At 49.4% G+C, this 25,168-nt stretch carries 17 protein-coding genes and 10 pseudogenes; 17 read left to right on the top strand and 10 right to left on the bottom strand.

The window, feature by feature from the left end:
* Positions 1–6: 6 nt before the first annotated feature.
* The 3 genes and pseudogenes from ACLHV8_RS23050 to ACLHV8_RS23040 form a co-directional block, all read right to left on the bottom strand.
* Positions 7–411, bottom strand: a pseudogene (locus ACLHV8_RS23050) (IS91 family transposase); the annotation flags it as partial.
* 208 nt (positions 412–619) lie between these two features.
* A pseudogene (gene blaTEM, locus ACLHV8_RS23045) lies at positions 620–1,479 on the bottom strand (TEM family class A beta-lactamase).
* Between the two features lie 182 nt (positions 1,480–1,661).
* Entirely contained in the window at positions 1,662–2,219 is a 558-nt protein-coding gene (locus ACLHV8_RS23040; protein WP_001235713.1) for a recombinase family protein, read from the bottom strand.
* Between the two features lie 163 nt (positions 2,220–2,382).
* Here ACLHV8_RS23040 and ACLHV8_RS23035 point away from each other — a divergent pair.
* From ACLHV8_RS23035 to ACLHV8_RS23025, 3 genes and pseudogenes are all read left to right on the top strand, one after another.
* Positions 2,383–2,589 (top strand): annotated as a pseudogene (locus ACLHV8_RS23035) (DUF4158 domain-containing protein); the annotation flags it as partial.
* Positions 2,590–2,782: 193 nt separating this feature from the next.
* Entirely contained in the window at positions 2,783–4,045 is a 1,263-nt protein-coding gene (locus ACLHV8_RS23030) for an IS1380-like element ISEcp1 family transposase (protein ID WP_000608644.1), read from the top strand.
* Positions 4,046–4,300: 255 nt separating this feature from the next.
* Entirely contained in the window at positions 4,301–5,176 is an 876-nt protein-coding gene (locus ACLHV8_RS23025; protein WP_000239590.1) for an extended-spectrum class A beta-lactamase CTX-M-15, read from the top strand.
* 46 nt (positions 5,177–5,222) lie between these two features.
* Here the strand turns inward: ACLHV8_RS23025 and ACLHV8_RS23020 are convergent.
* Positions 5,223–5,567, bottom strand: a pseudogene (locus ACLHV8_RS23020) (WbuC family cupin fold metalloprotein); the annotation flags it as partial.
* A 13-nt stretch (positions 5,568–5,580) separates the two neighbouring features.
* Between ACLHV8_RS23020 and ACLHV8_RS23015 the strand changes: the two are divergent.
* The 5 genes and pseudogenes from ACLHV8_RS23015 to ACLHV8_RS22995 all read left to right on the top strand — a co-directional run.
* Positions 5,581–7,807 (top strand): annotated as a pseudogene (locus tag ACLHV8_RS23015) (Tn3-like element Tn3 family transposase); the annotation flags it as partial.
* Positions 7,808–7,874: 67 nt separating this feature from the next.
* Entirely contained in the window at positions 7,875–8,579 is a 705-nt protein-coding gene (locus tag ACLHV8_RS23010; RefSeq protein WP_001067855.1) for an IS6-like element IS26 family transposase, read from the top strand.
* 143 nt (positions 8,580–8,722) lie between these two features.
* Positions 8,723–9,277 (top strand): fluoroquinolone-acetylating aminoglycoside 6'-N-acetyltransferase AAC(6')-Ib-cr5, encoded by a 555-nt coding sequence (locus ACLHV8_RS23005; RefSeq protein ID WP_063840321.1) that lies wholly within the window; start codon positions 8,723–8,725, stop codon positions 9,275–9,277.
* A gap of 130 nt (positions 9,278–9,407) precedes the next feature.
* Positions 9,408–10,238 (top strand): oxacillin-hydrolyzing class D beta-lactamase OXA-1, encoded by an 831-nt coding sequence (locus ACLHV8_RS23000; protein ID WP_001334766.1) that lies wholly within the window; start codon positions 9,408–9,410, stop codon positions 10,236–10,238.
* Positions 10,239–10,375: 137 nt separating this feature from the next.
* Positions 10,376–10,816 (top strand): annotated as a pseudogene (locus tag ACLHV8_RS22995) (CatB-related O-acetyltransferase); the annotation flags it as partial.
* A gap of 53 nt (positions 10,817–10,869) precedes the next feature.
* Here the strand turns inward: ACLHV8_RS22995 and ACLHV8_RS22990 are convergent.
* Positions 10,870–11,574, bottom strand: a complete 705-nt coding sequence (locus ACLHV8_RS22990; RefSeq protein WP_001067855.1) for an IS6-like element IS26 family transposase — start codon at positions 11,572–11,574, stop codon at positions 10,870–10,872.
* A 35-nt stretch (positions 11,575–11,609) separates the two neighbouring features.
* Positions 11,610–11,825 (bottom strand): annotated as a pseudogene (locus ACLHV8_RS22985) (NAD(P)-dependent dehydrogenase); the annotation flags it as partial.
* Between the two features lie 248 nt (positions 11,826–12,073).
* Here ACLHV8_RS22985 and ACLHV8_RS22980 point away from each other — a divergent pair.
* From ACLHV8_RS22980 to ACLHV8_RS22965, 4 genes and pseudogenes are all read left to right on the top strand, one after another.
* Entirely contained in the window at positions 12,074–12,427 is a 354-nt protein-coding gene (locus tag ACLHV8_RS22980; protein ID WP_022631167.1) for a hypothetical protein, read from the top strand.
* 25 nt (positions 12,428–12,452) lie between these two features.
* A complete protein-coding gene (locus ACLHV8_RS22975; protein ID WP_410117783.1) occupies positions 12,453–15,470 on the top strand; it encodes a Tn3-like element IS3000 family transposase in 3,018 nt (1,005 codons plus the stop codon).
* A 75-nt stretch (positions 15,471–15,545) separates the two neighbouring features.
* Positions 15,546–15,947, top strand: a pseudogene (locus tag ACLHV8_RS22970) (helix-turn-helix domain-containing protein); the annotation flags it as partial.
* Positions 15,948–16,042: 95 nt separating this feature from the next.
* On the top strand, positions 16,043–16,687 hold the full coding sequence (locus ACLHV8_RS22965; RefSeq protein ID WP_014386481.1) for a quinolone resistance pentapeptide repeat protein QnrB1: 645 nt from the start codon (positions 16,043–16,045) through the stop codon (positions 16,685–16,687).
* Positions 16,688–16,778: 91 nt separating this feature from the next.
* Here ACLHV8_RS22965 and ACLHV8_RS22960 read toward each other — a convergent pair.
* The 3 genes and pseudogenes from ACLHV8_RS22960 to intI1 all read right to left on the bottom strand — a co-directional run.
* Positions 16,779–17,510 (bottom strand): annotated as a pseudogene (locus ACLHV8_RS22960) (SDR family oxidoreductase); the annotation flags it as partial.
* 49 nt (positions 17,511–17,559) lie between these two features.
* Positions 17,560–18,264 carry an IS6-like element IS26 family transposase gene (locus tag ACLHV8_RS22955; protein ID WP_001067855.1) on the bottom strand — a complete coding sequence of 235 codons (705 nt, stop codon included), beginning with the start codon at positions 18,262–18,264 and terminating at the stop codon, positions 17,560–17,562.
* Positions 18,265–18,809: 545 nt separating this feature from the next.
* On the bottom strand, positions 18,810–19,823 hold the full coding sequence (gene intI1, locus ACLHV8_RS22950; protein WP_000845048.1) for a class 1 integron integrase IntI1: 1,014 nt from the start codon (positions 19,821–19,823) through the stop codon (positions 18,810–18,812).
* A gap of 154 nt (positions 19,824–19,977) precedes the next feature.
* Between intI1 and dfrA14 the strand changes: the two genes are divergently transcribed.
* From dfrA14 to ACLHV8_RS22930, 4 genes are all read left to right on the top strand, one after another.
* A complete protein-coding gene (dfrA14, locus tag ACLHV8_RS22945; RefSeq protein WP_004201280.1) occupies positions 19,978–20,451 on the top strand; it encodes a trimethoprim-resistant dihydrofolate reductase DfrA14 in 474 nt (157 codons plus the stop codon).
* 220 nt (positions 20,452–20,671) lie between these two features.
* Positions 20,672–20,938 (top strand): plasmid mobilization relaxosome protein MobC, encoded by a 267-nt coding sequence (mobC, locus tag ACLHV8_RS22940; RefSeq protein WP_001144737.1) that lies wholly within the window; start codon positions 20,672–20,674, stop codon positions 20,936–20,938.
* A gap of 142 nt (positions 20,939–21,080) precedes the next feature.
* Positions 21,081–21,845 (top strand): IS6-like element IS6100 family transposase, encoded by a 765-nt coding sequence (locus ACLHV8_RS22935; protein ID WP_001389365.1) that lies wholly within the window; start codon positions 21,081–21,083, stop codon positions 21,843–21,845.
* Between the two features lie 266 nt (positions 21,846–22,111).
* Complete coding sequence (locus tag ACLHV8_RS22930) at positions 22,112–23,320, top strand: type II site-specific deoxyribonuclease (protein WP_001749969.1); 1,209 nt, start codon at positions 22,112–22,114, stop codon at positions 23,318–23,320.
* A gap of 33 nt (positions 23,321–23,353) precedes the next feature.
* Here the strand turns inward: ACLHV8_RS22930 and ACLHV8_RS22925 are convergent, their stop codons facing one another.
* Complete coding sequence (locus ACLHV8_RS22925; protein ID WP_001288432.1) at positions 23,354–24,787, bottom strand: DNA cytosine methyltransferase; 1,434 nt, start codon at positions 24,785–24,787, stop codon at positions 23,354–23,356.
* Positions 24,788–24,885: 98 nt separating this feature from the next.
* Here ACLHV8_RS22925 and ACLHV8_RS22920 point away from each other — a divergent pair.
* Positions 24,886–25,158 (top strand): annotated as a pseudogene (locus tag ACLHV8_RS22920) (IS1 family transposase); the annotation flags it as partial.
* Positions 25,159–25,168: the final 10 nt, after the last annotated feature.

The following is a 25,168-nucleotide window of genomic DNA, read 5'->3' as shown; positions in this document are numbered from 1 at the left end:
GACCCCAAACAGGAAACGCAGCTGAAACGGGAAGCTCAACACCCACTGACGCATGGGTTGTTCAGGCAGTACTTCATCAACCAGCAAGGCGGCACTTTCGGCCATCCGCCGCGCCCCACAGCTCGGGCAGAAACCGCGACGCTTACAGCTGAAAGCGACCAGGTGCTCGGCGTGGCAAGACTCGCAGCGAACCCGTAGAAAGCCATGCTCCAGCCGCCCGCATTGGAGAAATTCTTCAAATTCCCGTTGCACATAGCCCGGCAATTCCTTTCCCTGCTCTGCCATAAGCGCAGCGAATGCCGGGTAATACTCGTCAACGATCTGATAGAGAAGGGTTTGCTCGGGTCGGTGGCTCTGGTAACGACCAGTATCCCGATCCCGGCTGGCCGTCCTGGCCGCCACATGAGGCATGTTCCGCGTCCTTGCAATACTGTGTTTACATACAGTCTATCGCTTAGCGGAAAGTTCTTTTAGGGGTCTGACGCTCAGTGGAACGAAAACTCACGTTAAGGGATTTTGGTCATGAGATTATCAAAAGGATCTTCACCTAGATCCTTTTAAATTAAAAATGAAGTTTTAAATCAATCTAAAGTATATATGAGTAAACTTGGTCTGACAGTTACCAATGCTTAATCAGTGAGGCACCTATCTCAGCGATCTGTCTATTTCGTTCATCCATAGTTGCCTGACTCCCCGTCGTGTAGATAACTACGATACGGGAGGGCTTACCATCTGGCCCCAGTGCTGCAATGATACCGCGAGACCCACGCTCACCGGCTCCAGATTTATCAGCAATAAACCAGCCAGCCGGAAGGGCCGAGCGCAGAAGTGGTCCTGCAACTTTATCCGCCTCCATCCAGTCTATTAATTGTTGCCGGGAAGCTAGAGTAAGTAGTTCGCCAGTTAATAGTTTGCGCAACGTTGTTGCCATTGCTGCAGGCATCGTGGTGTCACGCTCGTCGTTTGGTATGGCTTCATTCAGCTCCGGTTCCCAACGATCAAGGCGAGTTACATGATCCCCCATGTTGTGCAAAAAAGCGGTTAGCTCCTTCGGTCCTCCGATCGTTGTCAGAAGTAAGTTGGCAGCAGTGTTATCACTCATGGTTATGGCAGCACTGCATAATTCTCTTACTGTCATGCCATCCGTAAGATGCTTTTCTGTGACTGGTGAGTACTCAACCAAGTCATTCTGAGAATAGTGTATGCGGCGACCGAGTTGCTCTTGCCCGGCGTCAACACGGGATAATACCGCACCACATAGCAGAACTTTAAAAGTGCTCATCATTGGAAAACGTTCTTCGGGGCGAAAACTCTCAAGGATCTTACCGCTGTTGAGATCCAGTTCGATGTAACCCACTCGTGCACCCAACTGATCTTCAGCATCTTTTACTTTCACCAGCGTTTCTGGGTGAGCAAAAACAGGAAGGCAAAATGCCGCAAAAAGGGAATAAGGGCGACACGAAAATGTTGAATACTCATACTCTTCCTTTTTCAATATTATTGAAGCATTTACCAGGGTTATTGTCTCATGAGCGGATACATATTTGAATGTATTTAGAAAAATAAACAAATAGGGGTTCCGCGCACATTTCCCCGAAAAGTGCCACCTGACGTCTAAGAAACCATTATTATCATGACATTAACCTATAAAAATAGGCGTATCACGAGGCCCTTTCGTCTTCAAGAATTTTATAAACCGTGGAGCGGGCAATACTGAGCTGATGAGCAATTTCCGTTGCACCAGTGCCCTTCTGATGAAGCGTCAGCACGACGTTCCTGTCCACGGTACGCCTGCGGCCAAATTTGATTCCTTTCAGCTTTGCTTCCTGTCGGCCCTCATTCGTGCGTTCTAGGATCCTCCGGCGTTCAGCCTGTGCCACAGCCGACAGGATGGTGACCACCATTTGCCCCATATCACCGTCGGTACTGATCCCGTCATCAATGAACCGGACTGCCACGCCCTGAGCGTCAAATTCCTTTATCAGTTGGATCATATCGGCAGTGTCGCGGCCAAGACGGTCGAGCTTCTTAACCAGAATGACATCACCTTCCTCCACCTTCATCCTCAGCAAATCCAGCCCTTCCCGGTCTGTTGAACTGCCGGATGCCTTATCGGTAAATATACGGTTTGCTTTCACACCTGCGTCTTTGAGTGCTCTGACCTGAAGATCAAGAGACTGCTGACTGGTTGAGACCCGAGCGTAACCAAAAAGTCGCATAAAAATGTACCTTAAATCGAATATCGGACAACTCATGTCTATTATTACAAATTTACGATTTAATAGACATATTAATGTAACAGTTTTACGATGTCCGATAATTTATAACATTTCGTACGGTTGGAAAAATGTTACTAAATGCCCGTCAGGCAGGGAGGCCGATATGCCCGTTGACTTTCTGACCACTGAGCAGACTGAAAGCTATGGCAGATTCACCGGTGAACCGGATGAGCTTCAGCTGGCACGATATTTTCACCTTGATGAAGCAGACAAGGAATTTATCGGAAAAAGCAGAGGTGATCACAACCGTCTGGGCATTGCCCTGCAAATTGGATGTGTCCGTTTTCTGGGCACCTTCCTCACCGATATGAATCATACCTAGATTCTACGTCAGTACTTCAAAAAGCATAATCAAAGCCTTGATAAATATGCATTCCTTCGAAATTCAGCTTTCACCCATTGGGTGAAAGAAAAGTGCTCAAAAATATGTTAAATTATCAGCTTTTATGACTCGATATATGGTAAAATAATAGTAAGAAAAGTAGTAAAAAGGGGTTCTAATTATGATTAATAAAATTGATTTCAAAGCTAAGAATCTAACATCAAATGCAGGTCTTTTTCTGCTCCTTGAGAATGCAAAAAGCAATGGGATTTTTGATTTTATTGAAAATGACCTCGTATTTGATAATGACTCAACAAATAAAATCAAGATGAATCATATAAAGACCATGCTCTGCGGTCACTTCATTGGCATTGATAAGTTAGAACGTCTAAAGCTACTTCAAAATGATCCCCTCGTCAACGAGTTTGATATTTCCGTAAAAGAACCTGAAACAGTGTCACGGTTTCTAGGAAACTTCAACTTCAAGACAACCCAAATGTTTAGAGACATTAATTTTAAAGTCTTTAAAAAACTGCTCACTAAAAGTAAATTGACATCCATTACGATTGATATTGATAGTAGTGTAATTAACGTAGAAGGTCATCAAGAAGGTGCGTCAAAAGGATATAATCCTAAGAAACTGGGAAACCGATGCTACAATATCCAATTTGCATTTTGCGACGAATTAAAAGCATATGTTACCGGATTTGTAAGAAGTGGCAATACTTACACTGCAAACGGTGCTGCGGAAATGATCAAAGAAATTGTTGCTAACATCAAATCAGACGATTTAGAAATTTTATTTCGAATGGATAGTGGCTACTTTGATGAAAAAATTATCGAAACGATAGAATCTCTTGGATGCAAATATTTAATTAAAGCCAAAAGTTATTCTACACTCACCTCACAAGCAACGAATTCATCAATTGTATTCGTTAAAGGAGAAGAAGGTAGAGAAACTACAGAACTGTATACAAAATTAGTTAAATGGGAAAAAGACAGAAGATTTGTCGTATCTCGCGTACTGAAACCAGAAAAAGAAAGAGCACAATTATCACTTTTAGAAGGTTCCGAATACGACTACTTTTTCTTTGTAACAAATACTACCTTGCTTTCTGAAAAAGTAGTTATATACTATGAAAAGCGTGGTAATGCTGAAAACTATATCAAAGAAGCCAAATACGACATGGCGGTGGGTCATCTCTTGCTAAAGTCATTTTGGGCGAATGAAGCCGTGTTTCAAATGATGATGCTTTCATATAACCTATTTTTGTTGTTCAAGTTTGATTCCTTGGACTCTTCAGAATACAGACAGCAAATAAAGACCTTTCGTTTGAAGTATGTATTTCTTGCAGCAAAAATAATCAAAACCGCAAGATATGTAATCATGAAGTTGTCGGAAAACTATCCGTACAAGGGAGTGTATGAAAAATGTCTGGTATAATAAGAATATCATCAATAAAATTGAGTGTTGCTCTGTGGATAACTTGCAGAGTTTATTAAGTATCATTGCAGCAAAGATGAAATCAATGATTTATCAAAAATGATTGAAAGGTGGTTGTAAATAATGTTACAATGTGTGAGAAGCAGTCTAAATTCTTCGTGAAATAGTGATTTTTGAAGCTAATAAAAAACACACGTGGAATTTAGGGACTATTCATGTTGTTGTTATTTCGTATCTTCCAGAATAAGGAATCCCATGGTTAAAAAATCACTGCGCCAGTTCACGCTGATGGCGACGGCAACCGTCACGCTGTTGTTAGGAAGTGTGCCGCTGTATGCGCAAACGGCGGACGTACAGCAAAAACTTGCCGAATTAGAGCGGCAGTCGGGAGGCAGACTGGGTGTGGCATTGATTAACACAGCAGATAATTCGCAAATACTTTATCGTGCTGATGAGCGCTTTGCGATGTGCAGCACCAGTAAAGTGATGGCCGCGGCCGCGGTGCTGAAGAAAAGTGAAAGCGAACCGAATCTGTTAAATCAGCGAGTTGAGATCAAAAAATCTGACCTTGTTAACTATAATCCGATTGCGGAAAAGCACGTCAATGGGACGATGTCACTGGCTGAGCTTAGCGCGGCCGCGCTACAGTACAGCGATAACGTGGCGATGAATAAGCTGATTGCTCACGTTGGCGGCCCGGCTAGCGTCACCGCGTTCGCCCGACAGCTGGGAGACGAAACGTTCCGTCTCGACCGTACCGAGCCGACGTTAAACACCGCCATTCCGGGCGATCCGCGTGATACCACTTCACCTCGGGCAATGGCGCAAACTCTGCGGAATCTGACGCTGGGTAAAGCATTGGGCGACAGCCAACGGGCGCAGCTGGTGACATGGATGAAAGGCAATACCACCGGTGCAGCGAGCATTCAGGCTGGACTGCCTGCTTCCTGGGTTGTGGGGGATAAAACCGGCAGCGGTGGCTATGGCACCACCAACGATATCGCGGTGATCTGGCCAAAAGATCGTGCGCCGCTGATTCTGGTCACTTACTTCACCCAGCCTCAACCTAAGGCAGAAAGCCGTCGCGATGTATTAGCGTCGGCGGCTAAAATCGTCACCGACGGTTTGTAATAGCGGAAACGGAATGGGGAAACTCATTCCGTTTTTGTTTATCGCCTTAGACGGCAAAAGTGCTGTCGCCCACCTGCGCTTGCGCATACCAGGCCATAAGCTCCGTGGTTCCTGGTTCTCCTTCCGCTGGAGCCCAGTGCGCATAGTCATCGGCAGCCACGGGTTGATAGCCACCGTGTTTTACTTCAAAAATTATGCCACCGGTATCCAGCGACAGCACGGCATGCCAGGTTCCTGCGGCCATCTCCAGCACCGTACAGGTTTCCCCCAATATCGCCCGATGGGTGACGGTACCCCGATCGTCAAAATTCAGCACCACGAAACGACCCCTTAATGGCAACAGTAGCTCGAAGGTGTGAGGGTGTCGGTGCGGGCGCACGTAGGTCCCAGGTCATATTCCTTCCGGCGTCCGGCATTTTACCGCCAGACAGCTCGGGATTCGTGATATCACCGTTCTTGCAGAATACGGTCAGAGGGAAAATACCCGCCGTGAGCATGCAGCGCTGATACGTCAGCACTATCAGTATCGTGAATTTGCCTGGCCCTGGACATTTCGCCTTACCCGTCTTTTATACCCGGAGCTGGATAAGCAACGAACGTCCTGGCCTGCTTTTCGATCTGGCGACAGGGTGGCTTATGCAACATCGTATTATTCTCCCCGGAGCCACTACGCTGACCCGGTTGATTTCAGAGGTAAGGGAAAAGGCGACGTTGCGCCTGTGGAACAAACTGGCACTGATACCGTCAGCCGAACAGCGTTCACAGCTGGAGATGCTGCTGGGGCCAACTGATTGCAGCCGCCTGTCTTTACTGGAATCACTGAAAAAGGGCCCTGTGACCATCAGTGGTCCGGCGTTTAATGAAGCAATTGAACGCTGGAAAACTCTGAACGATTTTGGCCTGCATGCTGAAAACCTGAGTACACTCCCGGCTGTGCGCCTGAAAAATCTCGCACGTTATGCTGGTATGACTTCGGTGTTCAATATTGCCAGGATGTCACCGCAGAAAAGGATGGCGGTTCTGGTTGCCTTTGTCCTTGCATGGGAAACGCTGGCGCTGGATGATGCATTGGACGTTCTGGACGCCATGCTGGCCGTTATCATCCGTGACGCCAGAAAGATTGGGCAGAAAAAACGGCTCCGCTCGCTGAAGGATCTGGATAAATCTGCATTGGCGCTCGCCAGCGCATGTTCGTACCTGCTGAAAGAAGAAACACCGGACGAATCGATTCGTGCTGAGGTGTTCAGCTACATCCCAAGGCAAAAGCTGGCTGAAATCATCACGCTTGTCCGTGAAATTGCCCGGCCCTCAGACGATAATTTTCATGAAGAAATGGTGGAGCAGTACGGGCGCGTTCGTCGTTTCCTGCCCCATCTGCTGAATACCGTTAAATTTTCATCCGCACCTGCCGGGGTTACCACTCTGAATGCCTGTGACTACCTCAGCCGGGAGTTCAGCTCACGGCGGCAGTTTTTTGACGACGCACCAACGGAAATTATCAGTCGGTCATGGAAACGGCTGGTGATTAACAAGGAAAAACATATCACCCGCAGGGGATACACGCTCTGCTTTCTCAGTAAACTGCAGGATAGTCTGAGGCGGAGGGATGTCTACGTTACCGGCAGTAACCGGTGGGGAGATCCTCGTGCAAGATTACTACAGGGTGCTGACTGGCAGGCAAACCGGATTAAGGTTTATCGTTCTTTGGGGCACCCGACAGCCCCGCAGGAAGCAATAAAATCTCTGGGTCATCAGCTTGATAGTCGTTACAGACAGGTTGCTGCACGTCTTTGCGAAAATGAGGCTGTCGAACTCGATGTTTCTGGCCCGAAGCCCCGGTTGACAATTTCTCCCCTCGCCAGTCTTGATGAGCCGGACAGTCTGAAACGACTGAGCAAAATGATCAGTGATCTACTCCCTCCGGTGGATTTAACGGAGTTGCTGCTCGAAATTAACGCCCATACCGGATTTGCTGATGAGTTTTTCCATGCTAGTGAAGCCAGTGCCAGAGTTGATGATCTGCCCGTCAGCATCAGCGCCGTGCTGATGGCTGAAGCCTGCAATATCGGTCTGGAACCACTGATCAGATCAAATGTTCCTGCACTGACCCGACACCGGCTGAACTGGACAAAAGCGAACTATCTGCGGGCTGAAACTATCACCAGCGCTAATGCCAGACTGGTTGATTTTCAGGCAACGCTGCCACTGGCACAGATATGGGGTGGAGGAGAAGTGGCATCTGCAGATGGAATGCGCTTTGTTACGCCAGTCAGAACAATCAATGCCGGACCGAACCGCAAATACTTTGGTAATAACAGAGGGATCACCTGGTACAACTTTGTGTCCGATCAGTATTCCGGCTTTCATGGCATCGTTATACCGGGGACGCTGAGGGACTCTATCTTTGTGCTGGAAGGTCTTCTGGAACAGGAGACCGGGCTGAATCCAACCGAAATTATGACCGATACAGCAGGTGCCAGCGAACTTGTCTTTGGCCTTTTCTGGCTGCTGGGATACCAGTTTTCTCCACGCCTGGCTGATGCCGGTGCTTCGGTTTTCTGGCGAATGGACCATGATGCCGACTATGGCGTGCTGAATGATATTGCCAGAGGGCAATCAGATCCCCGAAAAATAGGGCACTGTTGCAAATAGTCGGTGGTGATAAACTTATCATCCCCTTTTGCTGATGGAGCTGCACATGAACCCATTCAAAGGCCGGCATTTTCAGCGTGACATCATTCTGTGGGCCGTACGCTGGTACTGCAAATACGGCATCAGTTACCGTGAGCTGCAGGAGATGCTGGCTGAACGCGGAGTGAATGTCGATCACTCCACGATTTACCGCTGGGTTCAGCGTTATGCGCCTGAAATGGAAAAACGGCTGCGCTGGTACTGGCGTAACCCTTCCGATCTTTGCCCGTGGCACATGGATGAAACCTACGTGAAGGTCAATGGCCGCTGGGCGTATCTGTACCGGGCCGTCGACAGCCGGGGCCGCACTGTCGATTTTTATCTCTCCTCCCGTCGTAACAGCAAAGCTGCATACCGGTTTCTGGGTAAAATCCTCAACAACGTGAAGAAGTGGCAGATCCCGCGATTCATCAACACGGATAAAGCGCCCGCCTATGGTCGCGCGCTTGCTCTGCTCAAACGCGAAGGCCGGTGCCCGTCTGACGTTGAACACCGACAGATTAAGTACCGGAACAACGTGATTGAATGCGATCATGGCAAACTGAAACGGATAATCGGCGCCACGCTGGGATTTAAATCCATGAAGACGGCTTACGCCACCATCAAAGGTATTGAGGTGATGCGTGCACTACGCAAAGGCCAGGCCTCAGCATTTTATTATGGTGATCCCCTGGGCGAAATGCGCCTGGTAAGCAGAGTTTTTGAAATGTAAGGCCTTTGAATAAGACAAAAGGCTGCCTCATCGCTAACTTTGCAACAGTGCCTTTAAGCGTGCATAATAAGCCCTACACAAATTGGGAGTTAGACATCATGAGCAACGCAAAAACAAAGTTAGGCATCACAAAGTACAGCATCGTGACCAACAGCAACGATTCCGTCACACTGCGCCTCATGACTGAGCATGACCTTGCGATGCTCTATGAGTGGCTAAATCGATCTCATATCGTCGAGTGGTGGGGCGGAGAAGAAGCACGCCCGACACTTGCTGACGTACAGGAACAGTACTTGCCAAGCGTTTTAGCGCAAGAGTCCGTCACTCCATACATTGCAATGCTGAATGGAGAGCCGATTGGGTATGCCCAGTCGTACGTTGCTCTTGGAAGCGGGGACGGACGGTGGGAAGAAGAAACCGATCCAGGAGTACGCGGAATAGACCAGTTACTGGCGAATGCATCACAACTGGGCAAAGGCTTGGGAACCAAGCTGGTTCGAGCTCTGGTTGAGTTGCTGTTCAATGATCCCGAGGTCACCAAGATCCAAACGGACCCGTCGCCGAGCAACTTGCGAGCGATCCGATGCTACGAGAAAGCGGGGTTTGAGAGGCAAGGTACCGTAACCACCCCATATGGTCCAGCCGTGTACATGGTTCAAACACGCCAGGCATTCGAGCGAACACGCAGTGATGCCTAACCCTTCCATCGAGGGGGACGTCCAAGGGCTGGCGCCCTTGGCCGCCCCTCATGTCAAACGTTGGGCGAACCCGGAGCCTCATTAATTGTTAGCCGTTAAAATTAAGCCCTTTACCAAACCAATACTTATTATGAAAAACACAATACATATCAACTTCGCTATTTTTTTAATAATTGCAAATATTATCTACAGCAGCGCCAGTGCATCAACAGATATCTCTACTGTTGCATCTCCATTATTTGAAGGAACTGAAGGTTGTTTTTTACTTTACGATGCATCCACAAACGCTGAAATTGCTCAATTCAATAAAGCAAAGTGTGCAACGCAAATGGCACCAGATTCAACTTTCAAGATCGCATTATCACTTATGGCATTTGATGCGGAAATAATAGATCAGAAAACCATATTCAAATGGGATAAAACCCCCAAAGGAATGGAGATCTGGAACAGCAATCATACACCAAAGACGTGGATGCAATTTTCTGTTGTTTGGGTTTCGCAAGAAATAACCCAAAAAATTGGATTAAATAAAATCAAGAATTATCTCAAAGATTTTGATTATGGAAATCAAGACTTCTCTGGAGATAAAGAAAGAAACAACGGATTAACAGAAGCATGGCTCGAAAGTAGCTTAAAAATTTCACCAGAAGAACAAATTCAATTCCTGCGTAAAATTATTAATCACAATCTCCCAGTTAAAAACTCAGCCATAGAAAACACCATAGAGAACATGTATCTACAAGATCTGGATAATAGTACAAAACTGTATGGGAAAACTGGTGCAGGATTCACAGCAAATAGAACCTTACAAAACGGATGGTTTGAAGGGTTTATTATAAGCAAATCAGGACATAAATATGTTTTTGTGTCCGCACTTACAGGAAACTTGGGGTCGAATTTAACATCAAGCATAAAAGCCAAGAAAAATGCGATCACCATTCTAAACACACTAAATTTATAAAAAATCTAATGGCAAAATCGCCCAACCCTTCAATCAAGTCGGGACGGCCAAAAGCAAGCTTTTGGCTCCCCTCGCTGGCGCTCGGCGCCCCTTATTTCAAACGTTAGACGGCAAAGTCACAGACCGCGGGATCTCTTATGACCAACTACTTTGATAGCCCCTTCAAAGGCAAGCTGCTTTCTGAGCAAGTGAAGAACCCCAATATCAAAGTTGGGCGGTACAGCTATTACTCTGGCTACTATCATGGGCACTCATTCGATGACTGCGCACGGTATCTGTTTCCGGACCGTGATGACGTTGATAAGTTGATCATCGGTAGTTTCTGCTCTATCGGGAGTGGGGCTTCCTTTATCATGGCTGGCAATCAGGGGCATCGGTACGACTGGGCATCATCTTTCCCGTTCTTTTATATGCAGGAAGAACCTGCATTCTCAAGCGCACTCGATGCCTTCCAAAAAGCAGGTAATACTGTCATTGGCAATGACGTTTGGATCGGCTCTGAGGCAATGGTCATGCCCGGAATCAAGATCGGGCACGGTGCGGTGATAGGCAGCCGCTCGTTGGTGACAAAAGATGTGGGGCACTGTTGCAAAGTTAGCGATGAGGCAGCCTTTTGTCTTATTCAAAGGCCTTACATTTCAAAAACTCTGCTTACCAGGCGCATTTCGCCCAGGGGATCACCATAATAAAATGCTGAGGCCTGGCCTTTGCGTAGTGCACGCATCACCTCAATACCTTTGATGGTGGCGTAAGCCGTCTTCATGGATTTAAATCCCAGCGTGGCGCCGATTATCCGTTTCAGTTTGCCATGATCGCATTCAATCACGTTGTTCCGGTACTTAATCTGTCGGTGTTCAACGTCAGACGGGCACCGGCCTTCGCGTTTGAGCAGAGCAAGCGCGCGACCATAGGCGGGCGCTTTATCCGTGTTGATGAATCGCGGGATCTGCCACTTCTTCACGTTGTTGAGGATTTTACCCAGAAACCGGTATGCAGCTTTGCTGTTACGACGGGAGGAGAGATAAAAATCGACAGTGCGGCCCCGGCTGTCGACGGCCCGGTACAGATACGCCCAGCGGCCATTGACCTTCACGTAGGTTTCATCCATGTGCCACGGGCAAAGATCGGAAGGGTTACGCCAGTACCAGCGCAGCCGTTTTTCCATTTCAGGCGCATAACGCTGAACCCAGCGGTAAATCGTGGAGTGATCGACATTCACTCCGCGTTCAGCCAGCATCTCCTGCAGCTCACGGTAACTGATGCCGTATTTGCAGTACCAGCGTACGGCCCACAGAATGATGTCACGCTGAAAATGCCGGCCTTTGAATGGGTTCATGTGCAGCTCCATCAGCAAAAGGGGATGATAAGTTTATCACCACCGACTATTTGCAACAGTGCCGTAATTAATACCTTGCGCCCATTCAGGCGACCGCTTCCCTGATAGCTGTCTTCTCCATGATCGGGGCGCGGTTGCATTTTCCCCGCCAGCCCGGGAAAGGGCTGCTGCTGCTGTTGAAAAGGCGGCGCCGGAAAACGCGCAGAATTGGTTTTATTGATGGTCTTTTTTTCCTTGTTTAAGCCAGCCATTCAATTACCTCTCATTATTTATCACAAAGACTAATAAGCGTAGACCAAAATGAATGGCATGACCTATATTATCCAGCTACACTTAATTTTCTCGGAATATTACCCCCCCTACTTTCCTCTACCGTTGCGCTTATATCCCCACCAACGTTAGATTTAATTTAAACAATATTATTTGAGACTTATCCAGTTCGCAGTGTTAATAAATAGCAACCACACTTAACATTTCAACCTTGGCAAAAGGAGAACATATGAAATTATCCATAACGCCATTATTATGTTGTTTTTTATTGTCGCCAGCGCTTGCTGATGATAACGGCGGGTTGAAAAATGATACAGCTCCACCGCCAGCCCACGCTCTGGATGAAGGTTATCGTGGGACTGAAGATGCAAGAATCATGACTGTCGAACAGGCCAAAACGATGCATGACGGTGCGACCATTTCTCTGCGAGGTAATCTCATCGAGGATCAAGACGGAGACAAATTTGGGGTTCTAGGGATTTTCCGTCCAAAAACGACAAAGTGCTCTGGAGGCCCCGCCGTCTGTGGCCTCCAGAGGGGTATTACTTTTTTCGAGATCCCTATTTGGGCTCTGTTTGAGTAAGATTTAGTCTTTTTGGGCTAAATCCATGGCATTCGAAGAACGTGTCCAAATCTTGTCCGAGGTAGAACAAGATGAGTTATATGGACCCCCCGCTTTCACCTCCGCCGACCAACGCTTCTTTTTCTCGCTGAACGATAAGGAACTGGCGATCGCTAAAAGCCTCCGTCATCGGGGCCAGCGTTACATGCTGGTGGTACTGCTGGGCTATTTCAAAGCCAAGCCGGTGGTGCTGAATCCCGGCTTTCATCAGATCAAGCAGGACCTCAAATACGTTTATCAAACCGTTCTACCAGGCCCAGGCTGTAGACCCTTTAATCTCACGCCAAAAGAGAACGAACGGATTTACCAACGTGTTTTCCAGCTCTGCAACTACCAGCGCTGGAATGTCAAAGACCATGGAGCGGCGTTGAGAGATTACTTATCCCAGCAAGCCAGAGCCTGGACAGCGCCTAGGCACCTCTTCGATGCGGCCAATGAATATTGTTCGGGGCAGAAGATCGCAATCCCTGCCTACAGCACGCTGCAAAAGATCATCAGTCAGGTGGTGGGAGACGAACAGGAACACATGGCCGCGCACCTTGAGCGTGCAATGTCACGCGGTCTTAAGCAAGCACTGGCGGAGCTCGTGAACGGCACAGGTCCACTGCCGTTCCGACAGTTGCGACAATCGGCTCGTAACTTCACCGGAACCGAGTTGGAGAAAGAACTGATTGTCTATCGCCATATCCAGCATTGGATGCCGGAAGTGGATCTGCTGTTGAGCACGCTATCACTGTCGCAGAAAAATCTGCAACACCTGGCAGAGAAAGTCGACTACTACGGTGCCAAACTGAAACGTCAAACCGTAGGCAGCCAATGGCTGTATTTATTGTGCTATCTTCAAACGCGATGGCAGCAAGCGCTGGAACGTATTGCCGATGGCTTTGTGCATCATGTCAGACAGACCAAACAGAAGGCAAAGGATTATGCGCAGGAAGCGGTGTTTAAGGATTGGCAAAAAGCAGCTAAAAATGTCAGCAAGGCAGCTGAAGTACTGCACCTGTTCATTGATGACAGCATTGATCTGCAACTACCGTTTGCAACAGTAAGACAGCAAGCACTGAGCCTGCTGACCAAAAGGGATCTGGAATCTGTATGTCTCTTCCTGAACGAGCAGCGACGATCGGTCGATGAAGCCATGTGGCAGTACTGCGACGAGAAAGAAAGTCTGCGGAAAGGTTTGCTGCGAGAGTTGTTCCTATGTCTGCGCTTCGAAGGCTGCGACGGCACCCAGCACTTAGCGGCCGCCTTGGCGAAAACACAAAACGAACTCAACGGCCAGGACGCTCAGTTGCAAACTGCCGACACCAGACTCCTTTCCAAAAAATCACGTGAATTCCTGCTGGATGGTGAAGGGAATATCCTGATCGATCGTTATGAGTGGTTCCTCTATCAACAGATTCCTGATCGCCTGAATGGCCAGCTGACGCTGCCTGATATCACTAAATACCGGGCACTCGACGCCGACCTGATCGACGGGGAACATTGGCGAAAAAACAAATATACGCTGCTTCAACAGAGCCATTTTACAAAATTAGCGGAGGAGCCTGAAAAGCTGATCAAACAGATGGCCATGGAATTGGATACCCGTTTGTACGAAGTCGGCGAATATCTTGAACAGGAAGACAACCGGAATATCATCTTGCGTAATCCGCAGGGTAAACGCTTCTGGCGCCTGCCTTCGGCCAGCAAACATCATCTGGTCAACAATCCCTTCTTCCAGCAAATTCCCACAACGGGGATTGCGGATGTACTGCGCATGGTTGATCGTGACACCGGTTTCATTGACTGCTTCGCTCATGTGCTGGGTTCCCAATCCAGAAGCCGTTCCCATGAATATGACCTGTTGGCAATTCTGGTCGGCAATGCAACCAATCAAGGCATTTACGGCATGGCACAGATCTCTGATCGTACCTATGATCAGCTCAGCACTATCCAGGCGAACTATCTTCGCCTGGAAACATTGAATGCTGCTAACGACAACATCAATAACGCGACAGCCAAGCTACCCATCTTCCGGTACTACAACATCCAGGAAGATGTGATCCACGCCAGTGCCGATGGTCAAAAGTTCGAAGCCCGGCGCGAGACCTTCAAAACCCGTTATTCGTCGAAGTACTTTGGCACTCAAAAAGGTGTTTCTGCCATGACCTTGATCGCCAATCACGCTGCGATCAACGCCAGAGTGATCGGCGCCAACGAACATGAATCGCACTACATCTTTGATTTGTTGATGAGCAATACGTCAGACATCATTCCGGATGTGCTCTCAACCGATACCCATGGGGTGAACCATGTGAACTTCGCGTTACTGGATCTGTTCGGATACCAGTTTGCCCCACGCTATGCCCAGGTTGGCAAAGTGATCAATGACATGTTTGATGTCAAGGAAGACAAAGAACACCGAATTCAGCTGTGCTTAAAAAAGCCAATCAATACCCATCGTATTGCGCAGCACTGGGATACCATCCAACGGATTGCAGTATCACTTAAGCAGCGGAAAACAACGCAAGCCACCTTGGTGAGAAAGCTCTCGGAGTACAAGCGCAATCACCCGCTGCTGGAAGCCCTGACGGAATACAATCGCCTGGTGAAAGCGAATTATCTACTGTGCTACATCGATGATGCCAGTTTAAGAAACTATGTTCAGCGCGCGCTGAACCGGGGAGAGGCCTATCACCAACTGCGTCGGGCCGTGAGCAGCGTCAATGGGGATCAGTTCCGGGGCAGTTCAGACGAAGAAATCCAGCTATGGAATGAGTGCGCTCGCCTGGTCACCAATGCCATCGTTTACTTCAACTCCAGGATACTCAGCCAGCTGTTGACCAGCTTCGAATACCAAGGAGATACCAAGAGAATAGATATCGTCAAACAGGCATCCCCTGTGGCCTGGCACAACATTAACCTCAAGGGGACTTACCACTTCGAATTGAGCGAAAAATTGCCAGATCTGGAGGAGCTTATGCGCTCAATCGAGGGATATTTACCCGTCAGCGAAAAGTAATACCCCTCTGGAGGCCACGGACGGCGCGGCCTCCAGAGCACTTTGTCGTTTTTGGACGGAAAATCCCTAGAACCCCATTTTGCCATTCAGATGTGCCGCGAGATCGGATTACCTCTGTTTCCGGGTTTTAGTGCCGAGGCCAGAGAAACTCTCCTCCACTACCGTTGGCCGGGCAATATTCGTGAACTGAAAAACGTCGTGGAGCGATCCGTTTACCGGCATGGAACCAGTGATTACCCGCTGGATGAGATAATCATTGACCCCTTCCGCCGCCACACTACTCAGCCGCAGGCGCCGGAAACTAAACCGATGTCTGTAGGGTTACCGCTGGATCTGCGTGAATTCCAGCAGCAGCAAGAGAAAGACTTTCTACAAACCAGCTTACAGCAGGCAAAATTTAACCAGAAAAAAGCCGCTGAATTACTGGGTCTGACTTACCATCAGCTTCGCGCTTTGCTGAAAAAACACCAGATTTAACGCACATTTGCAGATGTCATATTGGCGGATTTGACGCATAACCTCATCAGGGTTTACCATGACGCCATTACTGTATAAAAAAAACAGGTACAAATATGGCTCTGGCACTCGTTGGCGAAAAAATTGACAGAAACCGTTTCACCGGTGAGAAAATTGAAAATAGTACATTTTTTAACTGTGATTTTTCAGGTGCCGACCTGAGCGGCACTGAATTTATCGGCTGTCAGTTCTATGATCGTGAAAGCCAGAAAGGGTGCAATTTTAGTCGTGCGATGCTGAAAGATGCCATTTTTAAAAGCTGTGATTTATCCATGGCGGATTTTCGCAATTCCAGTGCGCTGGGCATTGAAATTCGCCACTGCCGCGCACAAGGCGCAGATTTCCGCGGCGCAAGCTTTATGAATATGATCACCACGCGCACCTGGTTTTGTAGCGCATATATCACGAATACCAATCTAAGCTACGCCAATTTTTCGAAAGTCGTGTTGGAAAAGTGTGAGCTGTGGGAAAACCGTTGGATAGGTGCCCAGGTACTGGGCGCGACGTTCAGTGGTTCAGATCTCTCCGGCGGCGAGTTTTCGACTTTCGACTGGCGAGCAGCAAACTTCACACATTGCGATCTGACCAATTCGGAGTTGGGTGACTTAGATATTCGGGGCGTTGATTTACAAGGCGTTAAGTTGGACAACTACCAGGCATCGTTGCTCATGGAGCGACTTGGCATCGCGGTGATTGGTTAGCATTCACGGAGCGGTAAGTACCGCTCCCGCCCTTATACAATAGTGTCCGCCCTTGCCTTAAAAGTCACTTTCGACGCACAGATCGTAAACGTTAGAGGGTTCCGGTCCCCCCATCAGAACACCAGACCTGACCAGACGTATAGCTGTTCTCCCGAGCGGCCAGGGTGACATAAAGCGGCGCGATTTCCACCGGTTGACCAGGGCGTCCCAGCGGCGCATTTGCCCCAAATTTCTCCACCTTTTCCTGCGGTTGACCACCACAGCACTGCAGTACAGTCCAGTATGGACCCGGCGCGACGGCATTGACACGGATCCCTTTCGGGGCCAGCTGTTTCGCCAGCGATTTAGTAAATGCCACGATAGCTGCTTTAGTCTGAGCATAATCAAGCAAGATTTCACTTGGCTCATAAGCCTGTACGGAGGAGGTATTAATTATCACGCTGTCTGGTGAAAGATGGGGTATGGCCGCTTTGGTGATCCAAAACATAGCGTAAACATTGGTTTTGAATGTTGCGTCGAAGTCTTCTGTGGTGAGTTCCTCAATTGACTCACAAAATTGCTGACGACCCGCATTATTGACGAGGATATCCAACCCTCCCAGTCCTTTTACCGCCTGTGTTACCAGATGACCGCAAAAAGCCTCATCACGGATATCTCCGGGGATGGCCAAAACATTTCTGCCTGCTTTTTTTATCAGATCGACCACTTCACGCGCATCGTCTTCTTCTTCAGGTAAATAGTTAATCGCAACATCAGCGCCTTCACGAGCATAGGCAATAGCAACAGCACGACCAATCCCTGAATCCCCACCGGTAATTAAGGCACTGTTGCAAAGTTAGCGATGAGGCAGCCTTTTGTCTTATTCAAAGGCCTTACATTTCAAAAACTCTGCTTACCAGGCGCATTTCGCCCAGGGGATCACCATAATAAAATGCTGAGGCCTGGCCTTTGCGTAGTGCACGCATCACCTCAATACCTTTGATGGTGGCGTAAGCCGTCTTCATGGATTTAAATCCCAGCGTGGCGCCGATTATCCGTTTCAGTTTGCCATGATCGCATTCAATCACGTTGTTCCGGTACTTAATCTGTCGGTGTTCAACGTCAGACGGGCACCGGCCTTCGCGTTTGAGCAGAGCAAGCGCGCGACCATAGGCGGGCGCTTTATCCGTGTTGATGAATCGCGGGATCTGCCACTTCTTCACGTTGTTGAGGATTTTACCCAGAAACCGGTATGCAGCTTTGCTGTTACGACGGGAGGAGAGATAAAAATCGACAGTGCGGCCCCGGCTGTCGACGGCCCGGTACAGATACGCCCAGCGGCCATTGACCTTCACGTAGGTTTCATCCATGTGCCACGGGCAAAGATCGGAAGGGTTACGCCAGTACCAGCGCAGCCGTTTTTCCATTTCAGGCGCATAACGCTGAACCCAGCGGTAAATCGTGGAGTGATCGACATTCACTCCGCGTTCAGCCAGCATCTCCTGCAGCTCACGGTAACTGATGCCGTATTTGCAGTACCAGCGTACGGCCCACAGAATGATGTCACGCTGAAAATGCCGGCCTTTGAATGGGTTCATGTGCAGCTCCATCAGCAAAAGGGGATGATAAGTTTATCACCACCGACTATTTGCAACAGTGCCGATTTGCTCACATCCAGCTTTTGTTAGTTCGTCAACCTGGTGCGCCACATCCTGAAGATGCGTAGATTTACGTGCATAGCCGATTTTCATTCTTTTCTCGCTAATTAGTTATGGGGTTATTGTTATGTTGATACAGTAACGAGTTTTGTTACATGAGGGGAGTCATTTTTCGGGAGAAGTCAGGACTTTTCAAGACTGTCACAAAAACCATCGTTTTTGATACATTAATTTAACCAATAGGTTGCAGATCAAATCGCCTGTAACAGCCTTTCTGGCTGTTTGTCGTTTTCAGAAGACGGCTGCACTGAACGTCAGAAGCCGACTGCACTATAGCAGCGGAGGGGTTGGATCCATCAGGCAACGACGGGCTGCTGCCGGCCATCAGCGGACGCAGGGAGGACTTTCCGCAACCGGCCGTTCGATGCGGCACCGATGGCCTTCGCGCAGGGGTAGTGAATCCGCCAGGATTGACTTGCGCTGCCCTACCTCTCACTAGTGAGGGGCGGCAGCGCATCAAGCGGTGAGCGCACTCCGGCACCGCCAACTTTCAGCACATGCGTGTAAATCATCGTCGTAGAGACGTCGGAATGGCCGAGCAGATCCTGCACGGTTCGAATGTCGTAACCGCTGCGGAGCAAGGCCGTCGCGAACGAGTGGCGGAGGGTGTGCGGTGTGGCGGGCTTCGTGATGCCTGCTTGTTCTACGGCACGTTTGAAGGCGCGCTGAAAGGTCTGGTCATACATGTGATGGCGACGCACGACACCGCTCCGTGGATCGGTCGAATGCGTGTGCTGCGCAAAAACCCAGAACCACGGCCAGGAATGCCCGGCGCGCGGATACTTCCGCTCAAGGGCGTCGGGAAGCGCAACGCCGCTGCGGCCCTCGGCCTGGTCCTTCAGCCACCATGCCCGTGCACGCGACAGCTGCTCGCGCAGGCTGGGTGCCAAGCTCTCGGGTAACATCAAGGCCCGATCCTTGGAGCCCTTGCCCTCCCGCACGATGATCGTGCCGTGATCGAAATCCAGATCCTTGACCCGCAGTTGCAAACCCTCACTGATCCGCATGCCCGTTCCATACAGAAGCTGGGCGAACAAACGATGCTCGCCTTCCAGAAAACCGAGGATGCGAACCACTTCATCCGGGGTCAGCACCACCGGCAAGCGCCGCGACGGCCGAGGTCTTCCGATCTCCTGAAGCCAGGGCAGATCCGTGCACAGCACCTTGCCGTAGAAGAACAGCAAGGCCGCCAATGCCTGACGATGCGTGGAGACCGAAACCTTGCGCTCGTTCGCCAGCCAGGACAGAAATGCCTCGACTTCGCTGCTGCCCAAGGTTGCCGGGTGACGCACACCGTGGAAACGGATGAAGGCACGAACCCAGTGGACATAAGCCTGTTCGGTTCGTAAACTGTAATGCAAGTAGCGTATGCGCTCACGCAACTGGTCCAGAACCTTGACCGAACGCAGCGGTGGTAACGGCGCAGTGGCGGTTTTCATGGCTTGTTATGACTGTTTTTTGTACAGTCTATGCCTCGGGCATCCAAGCAGCAAGCGCGTTACGCCGTGGGTCGATGTTTGATGTTATGGAGCAGCAACGATGTTACGCAGCAGGGCAGTCGCCCTAAAACAAAGTTAACCCAGGATGAGAACCTTGAAAGTATCATTGATGGCTGCGAAAGCGAAAAACGGCGTGATTGGTTGCGGTCCAGACATACCCTGGTCCGCGAAAGGGGAGCAGCTACTTTTTAAAGCATTGACCTACAATCAGTGGCTTCTGGTGGGTCGCAAGACGTTTGAATCTATGGGCGCACTCCCCAATAGGAAATACGCGGTCGTTACCCGCTCAGGTTGGACATCAAATGATGACAATGTAGTTGTATTTCAGTCAATCGAAGAGGCCATGGACAGGCTAGCTGAATTCACCGGTCACGTTATAGTGTCTGGTGGCGGAGAAATTTACCGAGAAACATTACCCATGGCCTCTACGCTCCACTTATCGACGATCGACATCGAGCCAGAGGGGGATGTTTTCTTCCCGAGTATTCCAAATACCTTCGAAGTTGTTTTTGAGCAACACTTTACTTCAAACATTAACTATTGCTATCAAATTTGGAAAAAGGGTTAACAAAGCTATGCAATCGACGGCAAAAAGCTTCGTTCGCTTCGCGCACTACGCCTTTTCCGCGATTGATAGCGACGTTATGTGAATATTGAAATGAGCATTCCAAAGAAAGGAAGTAGAAAAATTATCGTGGGCGAAAATGAGTTTTTGTGGCTCATTAGGTCAAAACTCACATATTCGCAGGACTGTTTAGGTACAGAAATGACTGCGGTCGTTGAACCGGATGCCGGTCCTCACTGATGAAGAAGTGAACACCGTACGGGAATCGTGCCGGCAGCTTGGAGCTATCGGCCGGAACCTCAACCAGGTGGCCAGGGCCTTGAACATCGAGTTCAGGGAAAGTGACAAGCTCAAGCAAGAGGCCATCGAAAAACTGGCCGAACGGATCGACCAGCATTTGGACCATGTGTCTGAGCTGTTCGATAAGACCTGGAGCCGGTGGCACGATTGTCATTTTCAGAAGACGACTGCACCAGTTGATTGGGCGTAATGGCTGTTGTGCAGCCAGCTCCTGACAGTTCAATATCAGAAGTGATCTGCACCAATCTCGACTATGCTCAATACTCGTGTGGGCTCTGTTGCAAAAATCGTGAAGCTTGAGCATGCTTGGCGGAGATTGGACGGACGGAACGATGACGGATTTCAAGTGGCGCCATTTCCAGGGTGATGTGATCCTGTGGGCGGTGCGCTGGTATTGTCGCTATCCGATCAGCTATCGCGACCTTGAGGAAATGCTGGCGGAACGCGGCATTTCGGTCGACCATACGACGATCTATCGCTGGGTCCAGTGCTACGCCCCGGAGATGGAGAAGCGGCTGCGCTGGTTCTGGCGGCGTGGCTTTGATCCGAGCTGGCGCCTGGATGAAACCTACGTCAAGGTGCGGGGCAAGTGGACCTACCTGTACCGGGCAGTCGACAAGCGGGGCGACACGATCGATTTCTACCTGTCGCCGACCCGCAGCGCCAAGGCAGCGAAGCGGTTCCTGGGCAAGGCCCTGCGAGGCCTGAAGCACTGGGAAAAGCCTGCCACGCTCAATACCGACAAAGCGCCGAGCTATGGTGCAGCGATCACCGAATTGAAGCGCGAAGGAAAGCTGGACCGGGAGACGGCCCACCGGCAGGTGAAGTATCTCAATAACGTGATCGAGGCCGATCACGGAAAGCTCAAGATACTGATCAAGCCGGTGCGCGGTTTCAAATCGATCCCCACGGCCTATGCCACGATCAAGGGATTCGAAGTCATGCGAGCCCTGCGCAAAGGACAGGCTCGCCCCTGGTGCCTGCAGCCCGGCATCAGGGGCGAGGTGCGCCTTGTGGAGAGAGCTTTTGGCATTGGGCCCTCGGCGCTGACGGAGGCCATGGGCATGCTCAACCACCATTTCGCAGCAGCCGCCTGATCGGCGCAGAGCGACAGCCTACCTCTGACTGCCGCCAATCTTTGCAACAGAGCCTCCGTCGCCATGCTCACCTCGCTTTGGTGCACACGAGTATTGAGCATAGTCGAGATTGGTGCAGATCACTTCTGATATTGAACTGTCAGGAGCTGGCTGCACAACAGCCATTACGCCCAATCAACTGGTGCAGTCGTCTTCTGAAAATGACACTGTTTGTATATAATCATGAAAAAATGGTGAGTAGAGTTTCAGGGTAACAGGGGATGCTTATGTCGGTTTTCCACAACTGGCTACTTGAGATCGCATGTGAGAATTACTTCGTCTACATCAAACGCCTTTCCGCCAACGATACCGGCGCAACAGGTGGTCACCAGGTAGGGCTTTATATCCCTTCAGGTATCGTTGAAAAACTCTTTCCGTCTATCAACCATACCCGTGAACTGAACCCTTCGGTTTTTCTCACCGCACATGTGTCATCGCATGATTGCCCTGACAGCGAAGCCAGGGCAATTTATTATAACAGCCGTCATTTTGGTAAAACCCGGAATGAAAAAAGGATTACCCGCTGGGGTAGAGGCAGCCCACTTCAGGATCCTGAAAATACAGGGGCTCTGACGCTCCTGGCTTTCAAGCTTGATGAGCAAGGGGGGGACTGTAAGGAAGTAAATATTTGGGTATGCGCCAGCACTGATGAAGAGGACGTCATTGAGACCGCTATTGGTGAAGTTATACCCGGAGCGCTTATATCCGGCCCCGCAGGACAGATTCTAGGCGGACTATCTCTACAGCAAGCGCCAGTAAATCATAAATATATTCTACCTGAAGACTGGCACCTGCGCTTTCCGTCGGGAAGTGAAATTATTCAGTATGCAGCCAGCCATTATGTGAAAAATTCCCTTGATCCGGATGAGCAACTTCTTGACCGCCGGCGCGTGGAGTACGACATATTTCTATTGGTTGAGGAACTGCATGTTCTGGATATCATCCGGAAAGGATTTGGCTCTGTGGATGAATTTATTGCGCTGGCCAATTCTGTCAGCAATCGCCGTAAATCCAGAGCCGGGAAGTCGCTGGAACTGCACCTGGAGCATCTATTCATTGAGCACGGCCTGCGACACTTTGCGACGCAGGCCATCACAGAAGGTAATAAAAAACCCGATTTCCTTTTCCCTTCCGCAGGGGCTTACCACGATACTGAGTTTCCCGTAGAAAATCTGCGCATGCTGGCAGTCAAGACTACCTGTAAGGATCGCTGGCGTCAGATACTGAATGAGGCCGATAAAATTCATCAGGTGCATCTGTTTACACTCCAGGAGGGAGTTTCTCTGGCTCAATATCGGGAGATGCGGGAGTCGGGTGTCAGATTGGTCGTGCCATCATCTCTGCACAAAAAATACCCGGAGGCGGTGAGAGCTGAGCTAATGACGCTAGGTGCGTTTATTGCTGAGCTGACAGGGCTTTACGCAGATATTCCATAGATTATCTCCCGGCATAAATACCGGGAGGAGCGATCAGATTCGTTCAACCTTGCACGAATCGGCATTAACCGCTTTCAGGATATAAGGTTCAAGCAGTTTGGCTACGGCTTCAAACACGGGCACCACTACGGAGTTACCGAACTGCCTGTACGACTGAGTGTCTGACACAGGAATGCGAAAAGGCCTGCCATCTACTTTTTCAAAACCCATAAGGCGCGCGCACTCTCGCGGAGTCAGCCTGCGGGGCCGATGCGCCTGATTTTCTTCGTTCGCGAAGTCTGTTTCACCTGTGGCCATATCCCAGCCACGGTCTATCAGAATTTCAGACCCGTCTTTGTGATAGCGAGCAGAAAGCGTACGGGCAATGCTTTCTTTATTTTCAGGATTAACGAGGCCAAAACCGAATCCGTTACCCTTAGCTGCGTGCTTTTTGGCGTAGTTATAGAGATACTCCCAGAGTTTCGGCGTCAGTATATATTTGCTGTCAACCACGGGTTCCAGCAGTTCGCCAAATGACGGACGCTGTTCCGGATAAAAACGACTAATATCGCGCAGGGTAAAGCCCTGGTGAATGTTCAGATCACGGCGGAAACCGACCAAAACGATACGTTCTCGGTGCTGAGGTAAAAAGTGCTTTCCGTCGATAACTTTAGGATCGTTTTTGCCCATCTCAGCTGCATCCGCAACTTCATAGCCCAGTTCGTCGAGGGTATCCATGATGACTTTAAAGGTTTTACCCTTGTCATGGCTCTTCAGGTTTTTAACGTTTTCAAGAACAAAGATGGCAGGTTTTTTTGCGCGGATAATACGCGCCACATCGAAGAAAAGCGTTCCCTGAGCCTCACATTCGAAACCATGCGCGCGCCCGAGCGAGTTTTTCTTGCTTACGCCCGCAAGGCTAAACGGTTGACAGGGGAAACCTGCTAGAAGTACATCATGATCCGGCACATGCTCATTAATGTAAGCATAGGCATCGTTTTCAGGTACTTCAGGTTTATCACTGAGCGTGACTTCACGAATATCGAGATTGAAAGTGTGTTCCTGAGCATCGTTAAACCAGTTAGCTTTATATGTGCGCACAGCCTCTTTATTCCATTCACTGGTAAAAACGCACTGGCCACCGATGGTTTCGAAGCCCTTCCGTATACCTCCAATCCCAGCAAACAGGTCAATAAACCGGAAGGCATAGTCAGGGTGATGTGCAGGCGCTTCCGGAAGCATTTTTCGTAGAAGTTCCTCTTCGGCTAACGTCAGCGTCTTAGGTGAGCACTTACCATTAATCCAGCGATTAAGAGTCTCGCGACTCCACTCATTTTTACCAACTTTTCTAAGCAGTTCAGCCACGTACTTCTGGTCATAGATTTCCAGCACCTGCCCGAGCAGCTTTTTATCATTTTCCTGTCGCAGTTGTTCTTCCGCTTCTGCTTTCTCAAGCAGATCCTGCGCCAGTAATTCAAATTCAGACATATTGCCTCCATTGGGTCTTATGGGTGAAACTGTATCACTCATTTGACCCAGATTGAATGTTTTTATCTGGATATTTAAACAGGTTTATTGTTAGGTAACGCACGTTGGCCACGCTGGAGCGTCTTCTGGGCCTGCTGTCGGCCTTTGAGGTCGTGGTATGGATGACGGATGGCTGGCCGCTGTATGAACCCCGCCTGAAGGGAAAGCTGCACGTTATCAGCAAGCGTTACACTCAGCGCATTGAGCGACATAACCTGAATCTGAGACAACATCTGGCAAGGCTGGGACGGAAGTCACTGTCGTTCTCAAAATCGGTGGAGCTGCATGACAAGGTCATCGGGCATTATCTGAACATAAAACACTATCAGTAAGTTGGAGTCA

The organism is Enterobacter sp. CPE_E863, from assembly GCF_046521465.1.
GTDB classification, from domain to species: domain Bacteria; phylum Pseudomonadota; class Gammaproteobacteria; order Enterobacterales; family Enterobacteriaceae; genus Enterobacter; species Enterobacter adelaidei.
This window is presented reverse-complemented; position numbering and strand designations above follow the sequence as displayed.

What these genes read in the sequence shown, in the direction of transcription:
- intI1 (WP_000845048.1), bottom strand. Translation starts at nt 19,823, where the DNA reads ATGAAAACCGCCACTGCGCCGTTACCACCGCTGCGTTCGGTCAAGGTT.
- ACLHV8_RS22930 (WP_001749969.1), top strand. Translation starts at nt 22,112, where the DNA reads ATGTCGGTTTTCCACAACTGGCTACTTGAGATCGCATGTGAGAATTAC.
- mobC (WP_001144737.1), top strand. Translation starts at nt 20,672, where the DNA reads ATGCCGGTCCTCACTGATGAAGAAGTGAACACCGTACGGGAATCGTGC.
- ACLHV8_RS22965 (WP_014386481.1), top strand. Translation starts at nt 16,043, where the DNA reads ATGGCTCTGGCACTCGTTGGCGAAAAAATTGACAGAAACCGTTTCACC.
- ACLHV8_RS23010 (WP_001067855.1), top strand. Translation starts at nt 7,875, where the DNA reads ATGAACCCATTCAAAGGCCGGCATTTTCAGCGTGACATCATTCTGTGG.
- ACLHV8_RS22925 (WP_001288432.1), bottom strand. Translation starts at nt 24,787, where the DNA reads ATGTCTGAATTTGAATTACTGGCGCAGGATCTGCTTGAGAAAGCAGAA.
- ACLHV8_RS22955 (WP_001067855.1), bottom strand. Translation starts at nt 18,264, where the DNA reads ATGAACCCATTCAAAGGCCGGCATTTTCAGCGTGACATCATTCTGTGG.
- ACLHV8_RS22980 (WP_022631167.1), top strand. Translation starts at nt 12,074, where the DNA reads ATGAAATTATCCATAACGCCATTATTATGTTGTTTTTTATTGTCGCCA.
- ACLHV8_RS22990 (WP_001067855.1), bottom strand. Translation starts at nt 11,574, where the DNA reads ATGAACCCATTCAAAGGCCGGCATTTTCAGCGTGACATCATTCTGTGG.
- ACLHV8_RS22975 (WP_410117783.1), top strand. Translation starts at nt 12,453, where the DNA reads ATGGCATTCGAAGAACGTGTCCAAATCTTGTCCGAGGTAGAACAAGAT.
- ACLHV8_RS23025 (WP_000239590.1), top strand. Translation starts at nt 4,301, where the DNA reads ATGGTTAAAAAATCACTGCGCCAGTTCACGCTGATGGCGACGGCAACC.
- ACLHV8_RS23030 (WP_000608644.1), top strand. Translation starts at nt 2,783, where the DNA reads ATGATTAATAAAATTGATTTCAAAGCTAAGAATCTAACATCAAATGCA.
- ACLHV8_RS23000 (WP_001334766.1), top strand. Translation starts at nt 9,408, where the DNA reads ATGAAAAACACAATACATATCAACTTCGCTATTTTTTTAATAATTGCA.
- ACLHV8_RS23040 (WP_001235713.1), bottom strand. Translation starts at nt 2,219, where the DNA reads ATGCGACTTTTTGGTTACGCTCGGGTCTCAACCAGTCAGCAGTCTCTT.
- ACLHV8_RS22935 (WP_001389365.1), top strand. Translation starts at nt 21,081, where the DNA reads ATGACGGATTTCAAGTGGCGCCATTTCCAGGGTGATGTGATCCTGTGG.